This is a genomic window from Nakamurella deserti, from assembly GCF_003260015.1.
Taxonomy (GTDB): domain Bacteria; phylum Actinomycetota; class Actinomycetes; order Mycobacteriales; family Nakamurellaceae; genus Nakamurella; species Nakamurella deserti.
The window spans coordinates 862,813-875,210 of sequence record NZ_QCXS01000002.1; the positions used below are offsets into that span (position 1 = coordinate 862,813).

General features: G+C 72.0%; 11 protein-coding genes. 9 read left to right on the plus strand and 2 right to left on the minus strand.

Translation table 11 applies throughout. The features are described from left to right. The first annotated feature begins 4 nt into the window (after positions 1-4). The 5 genes from nirB to DB033_RS04090 all read left to right on the plus strand — a co-directional run bounded on the left by nirB (position 5) and on the right by DB033_RS04090 (position 6,380). The gene (gene nirB / locus DB033_RS04070; protein WP_111765566.1) at positions 5-2,527 is read left to right on the plus strand and encodes a nitrite reductase large subunit NirB; all 2,523 of its coding nucleotides are present in this window, start codon (positions 5-7) and stop codon (positions 2,525-2,527) included. After that, positions 2,524-2,850, plus strand: coding sequence for a Rieske (2Fe-2S) protein (locus DB033_RS04075; RefSeq protein ID WP_111765567.1), 327 nt, complete (start codon positions 2,524-2,526; stop codon positions 2,848-2,850). Before nirB ends, DB033_RS04075 begins: the two co-directional genes overlap by 4 nt. Positions 2,851-2,967: 117 nt before the next feature. Continuing rightward, positions 2,968-4,380 (plus strand): nitrate/nitrite transporter, encoded by a 1,413-nt coding sequence (locus tag DB033_RS04080; protein ID WP_111765568.1) that lies wholly within the window; start codon positions 2,968-2,970, stop codon positions 4,378-4,380. Continuing rightward, positions 4,381-5,631: a uroporphyrinogen-III C-methyltransferase gene (gene cobA / locus DB033_RS04085; protein WP_205843636.1), complete on the plus strand. Its 1,251-nt coding sequence runs from the start codon at positions 4,381-4,383 to the stop codon at positions 5,629-5,631. Positions 5,632-5,714: 83 nt separating this feature from the next. Then, positions 5,715-6,380: a maleylpyruvate isomerase family mycothiol-dependent enzyme gene (locus DB033_RS04090; RefSeq protein WP_111765569.1), complete on the plus strand. Its 666-nt coding sequence runs from the start codon at positions 5,715-5,717 to the stop codon at positions 6,378-6,380. Here DB033_RS04090 and DB033_RS04095 read toward each other — a convergent pair whose 3' ends face one another. Further along, positions 6,381-6,809, minus strand: coding sequence for a VOC family protein (locus DB033_RS04095; protein ID WP_111765570.1), 429 nt, complete (start codon positions 6,807-6,809; stop codon positions 6,381-6,383). It abuts the gene before it with no gap. Between the two features lie 79 nt (positions 6,810-6,888). Between DB033_RS04095 and DB033_RS04100 the strand changes: the two genes are divergently transcribed. From DB033_RS04100 to DB033_RS04115, 4 genes are all read left to right on the plus strand, one after another. Continuing rightward, positions 6,889-7,296 (plus strand): MmcQ/YjbR family DNA-binding protein, encoded by a 408-nt coding sequence (locus DB033_RS04100; protein WP_111765571.1) that lies wholly within the window; start codon positions 6,889-6,891, stop codon positions 7,294-7,296. 345 nt (positions 7,297-7,641) lie between these two features. Further along, positions 7,642-10,260 carry a DNA translocase FtsK gene (locus DB033_RS04105; protein ID WP_205843637.1) on the plus strand — a complete coding sequence of 873 codons (2,619 nt, stop codon included), beginning with the start codon at positions 7,642-7,644 and terminating at the stop codon, positions 10,258-10,260. Between the two features lie 9 nt (positions 10,261-10,269). Continuing rightward, the gene (locus DB033_RS04110; RefSeq protein WP_111765573.1) at positions 10,270-10,671 is read left to right on the plus strand and encodes a protein-tyrosine phosphatase family protein; all 402 of its coding nucleotides are present in this window, start codon (positions 10,270-10,272) and stop codon (positions 10,669-10,671) included. 90 nt (positions 10,672-10,761) lie between these two features. Next, positions 10,762-11,805 carry a DNA topoisomerase IB gene (locus tag DB033_RS04115; RefSeq protein WP_111765574.1) on the plus strand — a complete coding sequence of 348 codons (1,044 nt, stop codon included), beginning with the start codon at positions 10,762-10,764 and terminating at the stop codon, positions 11,803-11,805. A 154-nt stretch (positions 11,806-11,959) separates the two neighbouring features. Here the strand turns inward: DB033_RS04115 and DB033_RS04120 are convergent, their stop codons facing one another. After that, complete coding sequence (locus DB033_RS04120; protein WP_157970498.1) at positions 11,960-12,382, minus strand: NUDIX domain-containing protein; 423 nt, start codon at positions 12,380-12,382, stop codon at positions 11,960-11,962. Positions 12,383-12,398: the final 16 nt, after the last annotated feature.

Here is a 12,398-nt window from a genome sequence, read left to right on the forward strand (position 1 = left end):
TCGGATGACGAGCACCATGGAGAACCCGACCGGGCTGGGCGACCCGGGGGACACCCGACGGCGTCTGGTGGTGATCGGCAACGGCATGGCCGGGGCGCGCGCGGTCGAAGAGATCCTGCTCCGCGCCCGGGACCAGTTCCAGATCACCATGTTCGGGGACGAGCCGTACGGCAACTACAACCGCATCATGCTCTCGCACGTGCTGTCCGGAGAGGAGAGCGACAAGGACATCTTCCTCAACTCCATGGAGTGGTACGAGGAGAACCGGATCGACCTGCACGCCGGGATCCGGGTCACCAAGATCGACCGGCACGCCAAGCTGGTGTTCTCCGACGACGGTCGCATCACGCCGTACGACCAGCTCATCATCGCCACCGGCAGCAACTCGTTCATGCCCAGCATGGAGGGGCTGCGGATGGACGACGGCTCGCTCAAGCCCGGCGTCTTCGCCTTCCGCACCATCGACGACACCCGCGGCATGGTCGAGTACGCGACGCACGAGCACCACACCCGGGCCGTCGTCATCGGCGGCGGGCTGCTGGGTCTGGAGGCGGCCCGGGGCCTGCAGGCCTACGGGTTGACGGTGGACGTCGTGCACGCGGGCGCGCACCTGATGAACGCCCAGGTCGGCCCGCAGGCCGGCGAGATCCTGCGGCAGAGCGTGGAGAAGCTCGGCATCTTCGTGCACACCAAGGCCCGCACGACGGCCATCCTGGGCGAGGAGAAGGTCGAGGGGATCTGGCTCCTCGAGAAGCCGCAGATCCCCTGCGACATGGTCGTGGTGGCGGCCGGGATCCGACCCAACGTCGATCTGGCGGTCCGCAGCGGCTTCACCGTCGAGCGGGCCATCGTGGTCGACGACCAGATGCGCACCGTCGACAGTGACGACGTCTACGCCGTCGGCGAGTGCGTCCAGCACCGCGGCGAGGTCTACGGCCTGGTCGCCCCGCTGTGGGAGCAGGCCGTGGTGCTCGCCGACCACATCACCGGTGCCGACCCGGACGCGGCCTACCACGGCTCGCGGACCGCGACCAAGCTCAAGGTGGCCGGCGTCGACGTCGCCTCGATGGGCCTGCAGGGCCCGGAGCGCGACACCGACGAGGTGCTGGTGTTCTCCGAGCCCAAGCGCGGAGTGTTCAAGTCGCTGGTGATCCGCGACGAGAAGCTGGTCGGAGCAACGGTTCTCGGGGACACGTCCAAGGTCGCGTTCCTGATGCAGGCGTTCGACCGGGGGCTGCCGCTGCCGGAGGAACGGTTGGAGATGTTGTTCAACCTGGGCACCCCGACCGCCGAGGCCAGCGTCGAGGAACTCGCCGACGACACCCAGGTCTGCAACTGCAACGGGGTCAGCAAGGCGGCGCTGGTGCACGCCGTGGAGGGCGGCTGCAAGACCGTCGGTGCGGTGATGGACAAGACCCGGGCCGGCAAGGGCTGCGGCTCGTGCAAGACGATGGTGTGCCAGATCGTCGAGTGGGCGGCCGGCGGTGCGGTGCAGGAGGACCCGTCGGCGAACTGGTACGTGCCGGGCATCCCGATGGACAAGCCGGCGCTGATGCTGGCCATCCTGCAGCAGGAGCTCAAGTCGGTGTCGTCGGTCTTCGCCGCGCTGGCACCGGACGGGGCCGAGGAGGCCAAGTCCAAGATGGGCCTGGCGTCACTGCTCAAGATGATGTGGGCCGACGACTACATCGACGAGAAGGACGCGAAGTTCATCAACGACCGCGTCCACGCCAACATCCAGAAGGACGGCACCTTCTCCGTCGTCCCGCAGATGAAGGGCGGCGTCACCTCCGTCGAGCAGCTGCGGCGCATCGCCGACGTCGCCGAGAAGCACAAGATCCCGATGATCAAGCTGACCGGCGGGCAGCGCATCGACCTCCTCGGGGTGCCGAAGGAGGACCTGCCCAAGGTCTGGGCCGACCTCGACATGCCGTCCGGCTACGCCTACGGCAAGAGCTTCCGCACGGTGAAAACGTGCGTGGGCCAGGAGTTCTGCCGGTTCGGGGTGGGCGACTCGACCAAGCTCGGGATCGACATCGAGTCGAAGTTCCAGGGCATCGAGTCGCCGGCGAAGATGAAGCTCGCCGTCACCGGTTGCCCGCGCAACTGCGCGGAGTCGCTGGTCAAGGACGTCGGCATGGTCGCCATCGAGGGGGGCCGGTGGGAGATCTACATCGGCGGCGCCGCCGGCGCGCACATCCGCAAGGGCGACCTGCTGGCCACCGTCGACAGCCACGACGAGGTGATGACGCTCATCGGCCGGTTCATGCAGTACTACCGGGAGAACGCCAAGTGGCTGGAGCGCACCTACTCGTTCGTGCCGCGGATCGGCCTGGAGAAGATCCGGGGGATCGTCGTCGACGACACCGAAGGTCTCGCCGCCGGTCTCGACGCGCGGATGGCGACATCGATCGCCGCGTACAAGGATCCCTGGAAGGAAGGCGCCGAACCGGCCACCCCCGGCCAGTTCCGCACCGCACTGCCGCTCGAGGTCCTGCCGCAGGTGCCGATCCGGGTGGGCTCGTGAGCACCCCGGTGGTCCTGACGAACCTGGGCCCGGTGGACCAGATCCCGTTCGGCGAGGGACGGGCCTTCGACGTCCACGGTGAGCAGGTGGCGGTGTTCCGGTTACGCAGCGGCGCACTGCACGCGGTCGGCGCGGTCTGCCCGCACCGGGGCGGGCCGATCGCCGACGGCCAGATCGACGGGTCGGTCGTGGTGTGCCCGTTGCACCTCAACTCCTTCGAGCTGGCGACCGGCTGCTCGCGCACCGGGCAGCCGGACCTCGGCTCGTGGCCGGTCAGCGTCGACGACGACGGTGACCTGATCATCCAGGCGCGGCGGGCCTGACCCTCCCGCCGGCACCACCCGCCACCCGCTGTCCCGCGGGCGGTGCACCGCCGCAGCACCCGCACGTTCCCCGAGGTCCGCCGACGTACCTCCCACCTTCGCCGCACGGGAGAAGTCATGAGTTCTGACGTCACGAATGCCACGACCGCCGCGGGATCCTCCGCTGCGGGAACCGCGGTCACTCCGGGTACCACGGTCACCAAGCCCGGCCGGGCCGGACGCTGGATCGACGACTGGCGGCCGGAGGACCCGTCGTTCTGGGAGAACGGCGGCCGTCGCGTCGCCTGGCGCAACCTGGTGTGGTCGGTCACCTCCGAGCACATCGGCTTCTCCATCTGGAGCATCTGGTCGGTGATGGTGCTGTTCCTCGGACCGGCCTACGGCATCGACCCGGCCGGGAAGTTCCTGCTCACGGCGCTGCCGACGCTGGTGGGTGCCACCCTGCGACTGCCCTACACGTTCGCGGTGGCCACGTTCGGCGGGCGCAACTTCACCATCGCCGCCGCCCTGCTGCTGCTGATCCCGACGATCTTCATCGCCATCGTCCTGGAGCCCGGGGTGTCGTACACGACGCTGCTGATCGCGGCGGCCACCGCCGGTGTCGGCGGCGGCAACTTCGCCTCGTCCATGACCAACATCAACTCCTTCTACCCGCAGCGGGAGAAGGGCTGGGCGCTGGGACTCAACGCCGGCGGCGGCAACCTCGGGGTCGCGGTCGTGCAACTGATCGGTCTGCTGGTGCTGGCCACCGCCGGGGTGGACAACCCCCGGGTCATGGTGGCCATCTACATCCCGCTGATCGTCATCGCCGCCCTCGGGTCGGCGCTGAAGATGGACAACCTGACGGTGGCCAGCAACGCCAAGGGCGCTCTGCGGGAGGTCTGCCGGGACGGCCACACCTGGATCATCTCGCTGCTCTACATCGGCACCTTCGGCTCGTTCATCGGCTTCGGGTTCGCGTTCGGCCAGGTCCTGCAGGTGCAGTTCACCAAGACCCCGCTGCAGGCGGCCTACCTGACCTTCCTCGGCCCGCTGCTCGGTTCGCTGATCCGGCCCTACGGTGGCATGCTCGCCGACCGGCTGGGCGGCTCCCGGGTGACGTTCTTCAACTTCATCGCGATGGCCGTCGGGGCGTCGGTGGTGCTGATCGCGGCGCTGAACCAGACGCTGCCGCTCTACCTGGCCGGTTTCATCCTGCTGTTCATCTTCTCCGGGCTGGGCAACGGCTCGGTCTACAAGATGATCCCGGCGATCTTCGCGGCCAAGGCGGCGAAGAAGGTCCGGGCGGGGACGGAGCTGCAGGTGGCCGCGGTCGAGTCCGCCCGGTTGTCCGGGGCGCTGATCGGCATCGCCGGGGCGATCGGGGCGTTCGGTGGGGTGCTGGTCAACCTGGCCTTCCGGCAGTCGTTCCTGGCCACCAAGAGCGCCAACGCCGCGTACGTCAGCTTCATCGTCTTCTACGCGATCTGCTTCGTCGTGACCTACGCCGTCTACATTCGGAAGTCGGACAAGTCCCTGGAAGGCGTCTGAGTGGATCCGAGTACGCCGCTGCTGCCCCTGCACCTGTCGCTGGCCGGTCGCCGCGTCGCGGTGATCGGTGGCGGGCCGGTGGCGTGGCGCAAGGTGCGCTCGGCCGTCGAGGCCGGTGCCGTGGTGACGGTGGTCGCACCGTGGGCATGCGACGAGCTGACCGCAGCGGCCGCCGCCGGCGAGGTCGCCTGGGCGTGCCGGGAGTACGCCGACGGTGACCTGGCCGGCGCGTGGCTGGTCTTCGCCGCGACCGGTGACGTCGCCACCGATGACGCGGTCGAGGTGGCCGCCGATGGCGCCCGCATCTTCTGCGTGCGAGCGTCCTCCGGCGCGGGCGCCCGCAACGCCACCCGCTCGCCGGCGGTGCTGCGTCGCGACGCGGTGACGGTCAGCGTGTCGTCGGTGGACGGCGCCGATCCGCGGCGGGCGGTGGCCGTCCGCGACGCCATCGGACTGGCGCTGGACTCCGGACGGCTGCCGCTGCGCCGGGTGCGCGGGGGAGCGGGCCGGGTCACCCTGGTCGGCGGCGGACCGGGCAGCGTGGATCTGCTGACCCTGGCCGGTCGCCGGGCGCTGGCGGAGGCCGACGTCGTGGTGGTCGACCGGCTCGGGCCGCGCGAGGTGCTCGGTGAACTCGGCGCGGACGTCGTGATCCTGGAGGTCGGGAAGGCGCCGGGGAAGCACCCGGTGCCCCAGCACGCCATCAACGACCTGCTCGTGGAGCACGCCCGGGCCGGCCGCCACGTGGTCCGCCTGAAGGGCGGGGACCCGTTCGTCTTCGGCCGCGGCGGCGAGGAGGTCGAGGCCTGCCGGGCCGCGGGTCTGGACGTGACCGTGGTCCCCGGCGTGTCCAGCGCCTTCGCCGTCCCCGCCGCCGCAGGCATCCCGGTCACCCACCGCGGTCTGGCCCGCCAGGTCACCGTGTTGGCCGGCCACGACGCGCACGGCGTGGTGGCGGCCGACTGGCCCGCGCTGGCCACCGCGGCGGCGGACGGCAACACCCTCGTCGTGCTGATGGGGGTCAAGCACCTGCCCTCGATCAGCGCGTCCCTGCTGGGGTCCGGGGCACCGCCCGACGTACCGGTGGCCGTCATCGAGAACGGCTGCACCCCGGCGCAGCGACTGACCGTGGGCACCCTCGCCGACATCGCGTCGGTCGCGGTGAGCCGCGGAGTGCAGTCACCCGCCGTGGTCGTCGTCGGGCGGGTGGTCGACGCGCGGTTGGTCGACGAGCGGATGCCGATCGGCTGAAGCGTGCGGACGACCGATGAGTTCGCGGCCGGGCGGCGGTCTCATCCGGTGACAGCCGTCCGCCCGACCCCGGGAGTGCCGCCATGAACGAGATCCAGGTACCCGACAGTCCCGCCGAGCTCTGGGCCGCCGTCCACGCCGCCCGCAGGTCGCTGGCCGAGGAGCTCGCGACGCTGACGCCGGACCAGTGGGCGGTCCCCACGCTCTGCACGGCGTGGACCGTCGAGGAGGTCGTCGCCCACCTGACCGCGGTCGCCTCGGTCGGCCGGATCCGTTGGATCCGCAGTGTGCTGGGCGCCCGGTTCGACTTCGACCTGCACAACGCCCGCCGGCTGGCCGAGCACCGCGGTGCCACCACCGCCGGGACGCTCGAGCGCTTCCGGGCGGTCTCCGCAGCGTCGGTCGGGCCGTCACGGCACACCGCGGCGTGGCTCGGTGAGGTGCTCGTGCACGGCCAGGACATCCGCCGGCCGCTCGGGTCGTCGACCACGCCGTCGATCGGGGCGGCGACGGCGGTGGCCCGGTTCTTCGCCTCCCGCGACTTCGCCGTGCCCAGCCGGACCACCGCGGCCGGGCTACGGCTGGAGGCCACCGACGGGCCGTTCGCCGCCGGCGCCGGACCTCTCGTCCGGGGCGACACGATCGCGCTGGTGATGGCGCTGGCCGGCCGGCCGGCGTACCTCGCCGACCTCCACGGACCAGGTGTCGCGGCCCTGCGGCAGCGTCAGCCGGCCACCGGCCACCGCTGATCAGGCAGCGGTCGTGCCCTCGTGGAAGCCGGGCAGGTGCGACGGGCCGACGAGCAGACCTTCGGGGCTGAGCAGCCGGGCGGTGGTCTGGCCCCACGGTTCGGTCTTCAGTCCGGCCGGCAGCTGCCGGCCCGCCGCCGTGAGCTCGGCCGCGCCGTCCGCCACCGCCGTGGGGGAGGCGAGCTCGAACTCGACCCAGGCCTGCGGGACCGGGAGGTGCGACGGCCGGCCGGGGACACCGGACGTCGCCTCGGCCGCCTGCGTCAGCAGCCACAGCCCGAAGACCTTCGCACCGTCGAGCGCCCTGGCGTGGTGGTGGCCGGGGGCGATCTCGTCGAACCGGAGGCCGAGCGTGCCGGACCAGAAGCGGTGCGTCTCGTCCGGGTCGGGACCGATCGGACCGAAGCCGGCGACGAAGCGGATGTCCATCGCCGGAACGGTGGTGGTCCGGCTCCGCCGCCTCCAGGGATGCCGGGCCGCCGACCGGTGGCGGTCGTAGGCTCTCCCGATGGCCGACCGACCGGCAACCGTGCAGGACCTCCACGACATCGCGCTCGGGCTGCCCGGAGTCACGGTCGAGCACAGCAGCGGCGGTCCGGTCTACCAGGTCGGACGGAGGTCGTTCGTGTTCTTCCGCGGCCCACGACCGGACGCGGTGGACCCGGTGACGGGGGAGCGACTGACCGACGTCATCGTGCTGTGGGTGGGTTCGGAGTCGGACAAGCAGGCGCTCGTCCAGGACCCGGCGACGCCGTTCTTCACCACACCCCACTTCGACGGTCACCGGTCGGTGCTGGTCAGGTCGTCGCAGCTGGCCGAGCTGGGCTACGAGACGCTCCGCGAGGTGGTCGAGGAGGCCTGGCTCTCCCGCGCCGGTGTGCGGGTCCGCACGGCCTGGCTCGACGAGCACCGGTGAGCGGCCGGGTCGGGCCCCTCCGGTGTGGCAGCCGGGGCACGTGGGACTGCCGGGACTAGGGTTTCCTCCATGGCCGGAAAGACCCCTGCTCCTGCGCGCGCGCGTGCCTCCACCGCCTCGGCGCCGAAGTCCGGGGCCGACGGCGCCCGCGGAGGCAGCCGTGCAGCGGGCTCGACGGCGGCGCCCCGCGCGGCGTCCGGCCGCAGCCGACCGGCGGCCGCCGGGGCCTCCGGCGCCCGCGCGACCGGCTCTCGTGGCAGAAGCACCGGCAGCACGCGGGCACCCCGCACCGCCGCCGCCCGTCCGTCGCGGCCGGCCGGCACCCCGTCCGGCTTCGCCCGGGCGATGTCGGCCCTGGGACGGGCCGTCGCCGCGCTCTGGCGCACCGTCGCCAAGGGTGTCGGGTCGCTGACCCGCGCCGTCGGCCGTGGTGCCGCCTCGGCCCGCGACCTCGACCCCGCCCACCGACGCGACGGCATCGGGCTCGGGCTGCTGGCCGCCGCGCTGATCACCGCCATCGGCACCTGGTTCGCCGCCGCCGGCCCGGTGGGCCACCTCGTCGACCAGGCGGTGAGGGTGTGGGTCGGCAGCGTCGCCGTGGTCGTCCCCGTTCTGCTGCTGATCGCCGCCGTCGTGCTGATGCGCACCGCCCCCGACCCGGCCCACCGGGCCCGCCGTGTCTTCGGCGGTCTGGCCATGACCCTGGGGGTGGTGGGCATCCTCCACGTCATCCGGGTGGCCGGTCTGGACGCCGCCGTCGACCCGGTCGCCATCCGCACCATCGCCGGCGGTGTGCTCGGCTGGCTCGTCGGACAGCCGCTGTACGCCGGACTCACCGTCGTGCCGGCGGTCCTGGTCCTGGTCCTGCTGTTCGTCTTCGGGCTGCTGCTGTTCACCGGCACACCGATCCGGGACGCGCCCTACCGGGTGCTGGACGCCTGGGACTGGGTCCGCGGCTACCGCGGGGAACCCGACGCCCACGGTCATCCGGCGTCCGACGCCGGCTGGGACGACACCCCGTCGTCCACCGACACCGTCGCGCTGGACCTGCGTGAACACGACGGACACGGCGACCCGGGCACCGCGCCCCGGATGCGCCGCCCCCGCCGTGGTGAGGCACCGGCCGGCGACGCCGACGGTGGGTTCACCCCCGGCGCCCCCGACCCCGCCGCCGGGTTCTCCGGTGCCGGCCTCGGCACCGCATCCCTGTCCGCGGCCGTGTCTCCGGGCAGCGCGGCGCTGCCGCCGTTGGTGGCCCGGCCGCCCCGCACCCCCTCGTCCGGCGTCCCGGTGCCGCCGGCCCCTCCGGCGCAGGCCGCGGCCCCGGCCGCGCCCGCTCCGGCGCGTCCGGTCGACGACCCCGAGGCGCCGCCCGCCGGCCGCCCCCGCGTGCTGCGCCCGGCCCGGCCCGACCCGGAGCCGTCGGGGATGCCGCCGATCGTCGAGCCGACCCAGCTGAGCCTGGACCGGATGACCGAGAGCGGCTATCAGCTGCCGCCGGAGACCATCCTCAAGCTCGGAGCGCCCCCGAAGCTGCAGTCGGCCAGCAACGACCAGATGATCGAGCGCCTGATGACGGTGTTCGAGCAGTTCAACATCGACGCCAACGTGTCCGGCTACATGCGCGGTCCGACCGTCACCCGTTACGAGGTCGAACTCGGCCCCGGCGTCAAGGTCGAGAAGATCACCAACCTGACCCGCAACATCGCCTATGCGGTGGCGTCGGAGTCGGTCCGGCTGCTCGCCCCCATCCCGGGCAAGTCGGCGGTCGGCATCGAGGTTCCCAACCTGGACCGGGAGATGGTGCGGCTGGGCGACGTCCTCGCCGATCCGAGCGCCCGCCGCGACCACCATCCGTTGGTCATCGGCCTCGGCAAGGACGTCGAGGGCGGCTTCGTCACCGCCAACCTGGCCAAGACCCCGCACCTGCTCGTCGCGGGCGCCACCGGCTCGGGCAAGTCGTCGTTCGTGAACTCGATGCTGGTGTCGCTGCTGCAGCGGGCGTCGCCGGCCGAGGTCCGGATGATCCTGATCGACCCGAAGATGGTCGAGCTGACGCCCTACGAGGGCATTCCGCACCTCATCACGCCGATCATCACCCAACCGAAGAAGGCCGCCGCCGCGCTGGCCTGGCTCGTCGAGGAGATGGAACAGCGGTACATGGACATGCTGGCGCACGGGGTGCGCCACATCGACGACTTCAACCGCAAGGTGCGCAAGGGCGACATCACCGCACCGCCCGGATCGCAACGGGTCTACCGGCCCTATCCGTACATCCTGGGGATCATCGACGAGCTCGCCGACCTGATGATGACCGCCCCGCGGGACGTCGAGGAAGCGATCGTCCGGATCACCCAGAAGGCCCGTGCCGCCGGCATCCACCTGGTGCTGGCGACGCAGCGGCCGTCCGTGGACGTGGTGACCGGCCTGATCAAGACCAACGTGCCGTCGCGGCTCGCGTTCGCCACGTCGTCGCTGACCGACTCCCGGGTCATCCTCGACCAGCCGGGTGCGGAGAAGCTGATCGGCATGGGCGACGGGCTGTACCTGCCGATGGGCGCGGGTCGCCCGATCCGCATCCAGGGTGCGTTCGTCTCCGACGAGGAGATCGCCGAGGTCGTCGCGTTCGCCAAGACCCAGGCCGAGCCCGACTACACCGAGGGCGTCACGGTGGTGAAGCAGGACCCGTCCAAGGCCGTCGACCCCGACATCGGCGACGACCTGGAGATCCTGCTGCTGGCCGTCGAGCAGGTCGTCACCTCGCAGCTGGGGTCCACGTCGATGTTGCAGCGCAAGCTGCGGGTCGGTTTCGCCAAGGCCGGCCGGCTGATGGACCTGATGGAGAACCGCGGCATCGTCGGGCCGTCCGAGGGCTCCAAGGCCCGCGAGGTGCTCGTCCGTCCCGAGGAGCTCGACTCGGTGCTGTTTCTCATCAAGGGCAGCGACGAGCCCGTCGAGGACTGACGTCGCCCCGTGCCCGCCGTCGAGCTGCCGTCCGGGCTCGTGGTGTACGGCCGCCGTCGGAACGCCCCACCGGCCGGCGGCGCCGATCTGCTGATCGCGCTGGGCTCAGGGCCGTTGCCGCCATGGGTGGCACGCGTCGTGCGCTGGCCGGACTTCGGGCTGCCGCTCAGCACGGCCGACGCCCTCGACGCGCTCGAGGTGGGCCTGAGTCGCGCCCGCGCCGGCGAGCGGGTCGAGATCTCCTGCCGCGGTGGCCGCGGCCGCACCGGCACCGCGCCGGCCGCGATGGCGATCCTGGATGGGCTGCATCCGGGGTCGGCGGTGGCGTGGGTGCGCGCCACGTACGACCGGCGCGCCGTGGACACCCCGTGGCAGGCATGGTGGGTGCGGTACCGGGTGGCAGGGCGCTGACGGCCGGCGGTAGCGCGGATGCCGATCAGGGCATCAGATCTCGTGCAGCCCGCAGCATCGACGTCGATCGTGGGCCGGAGGAGGTCACGCATGCGTCTGCGCCGCAGTGACCCGGCCCGCCCGGGCATCGCCCGCGTCCGCCGGGGCAAGGGGTGGACCTACCGTTGGGCGGACGGCGGCGTGGTCACCGACCCGGAGATCAAGCGACGGATCGCCGAGCTCGTCATCCCACCGGCATGGCAGGACGTCTGGATCAGCCCGCACCACAACGGCCACATCCAGGCCATCGGCACCGATCAGGCCGGTCGCCGGCAGTACCTGTACCACGAGCGGTGGCAGGAGAAGCGGCACGAGCTGAAGTTCGAGCGGATGCTCGAATTCGGTGCCGGGTTACCGCCCGCGCGGGAGATCGTCGCCGAGCACCTCGCCCAGGACGGCCTGACCCGGGAACGGGTGCTGGCCGCGGCGTTCCGGATGCTCGACGTCGGCTACTTCCGCATCGGCGGCGAGACCTACGCCGAGACCAACGGCAGCTTCGGGCTGGCCACGCTGCGCCGCGACCACGTCAAGCAGCAGGGCGACCTGCTGGTGTTCAGCTACTCGGCCAAGAGCGGGCTGGACCATGAGGAGCACATCGCCAACCCGCCGCTGGCGCAGGTGGTGGAGAAGCTGCGCCGGCGGCGGAGCGGTCCGGAGACGCTGCTCGCCTACCAGCAGCACCGGCAGTGGCACCGCATCTCCAGCGCCGACATCAACCGTTACATCAAGGACGTAATGGACCTGCCGGTGTCGGCCAAGGACTTCCGCACCTGGCACGGCACCGGGATCGCCGCCGTGGCGCTGGCCGAGCAGCAGACCGGCCACGATCCGGACACGTCGTGGACGCCGACCTCGCGCAAACGCGCCGTCGCGGCGGCCATCAAGGCGACCTCGGCCCGGCTGGGCAACACCCCGGCGGTGGCGCGCCGTTCGTACGTCAACCCCAAGGTGGTCGAACTGTTCGAGAAGGACCGCACCGTCGCGGAGGCCGTCGGGCAGGCGCGGGCCGCGTTGCCGGACGTCTTCGAGGACGAGATCGCGCTGCTGGCCGCCACTCCCGTGGTGGAGAACGCGGTCATCGAGCTGCTGCGCTGAGTTAGTCCGCGGTCGAGAACGCGGTCGTCGAGCTGCTGCGTCGGGCTCGTCCACCGGGGGCCGGGCACTCAGCGACCGTTGTGACGACTCCGCGACGGTTCCGGCTGCCTGCAACCGTCGCGATGCCGACGCGGTCGTCGCGAAGTCGAGGACGTCAGGACGGGGCGGCCCCGCCCGACTCCCGATGCGCGAGCCAGGCCCGCAGCGCGTCCTCGGAACCGGCGGCCAGGTTGGGCAGCGGCAGCTCGTCCACCGGCAGCCAGGCGACCTGGCGGTAGCGCTCGGAGATCTGCAGGGGCAGCCGGCCCTCGAGGTGGCAGCCGAAGGCGATGAGCTGGACGGGACCGTCGTCGGTGGTCACCTGGGTGTCGTACACCTCGGGGCCGACGACGACGGCCTGCCCGGTGGAGGCCCGGACCAGGCGGGACAGCTCCACCGCCCCGTCGGTGGCGTCCAGATCGGCGGTCCCGCCGGGCAGTTCCCACTGCTGGTCGTGCACCCTCCGGGCCAGCAGCACCTTGCCGTTGCGCACGACGACGGCGGTCAGCTGGGTGGGCATCCGGTGGCGGGCGGTCATCAGGAGCACTCCGGTG

Coding starts and splice junctions, on each gene's coding strand:
- nirB (WP_111765566.1), top strand. CDS start 5: ATGACGAGCACCATGGAGAACCCGACCGGGCTGGGCGACCCGGGGGAC.
- DB033_RS04080 (WP_111765568.1), top strand. CDS start 2,968: ATGAGTTCTGACGTCACGAATGCCACGACCGCCGCGGGATCCTCCGCT.
- DB033_RS04090 (WP_111765569.1), top strand. CDS start 5,715: ATGAACGAGATCCAGGTACCCGACAGTCCCGCCGAGCTCTGGGCCGCC.
- DB033_RS04095 (WP_111765570.1), bottom strand. CDS start 6,809: ATGGACATCCGCTTCGTCGCCGGCTTCGGTCCGATCGGTCCCGACCCG.
- DB033_RS04100 (WP_111765571.1), top strand. CDS start 6,889: ATGGCCGACCGACCGGCAACCGTGCAGGACCTCCACGACATCGCGCTC.
- DB033_RS04105 (WP_205843637.1), top strand. CDS start 7,642: ATGTCGGCCCTGGGACGGGCCGTCGCCGCGCTCTGGCGCACCGTCGCC.
- DB033_RS04115 (WP_111765574.1), top strand. CDS start 10,762: ATGCGTCTGCGCCGCAGTGACCCGGCCCGCCCGGGCATCGCCCGCGTC.
- DB033_RS04120 (WP_157970498.1), bottom strand. CDS start 12,382: ATGACCGCCCGCCACCGGATGCCCACCCAGCTGACCGCCGTCGTCGTG.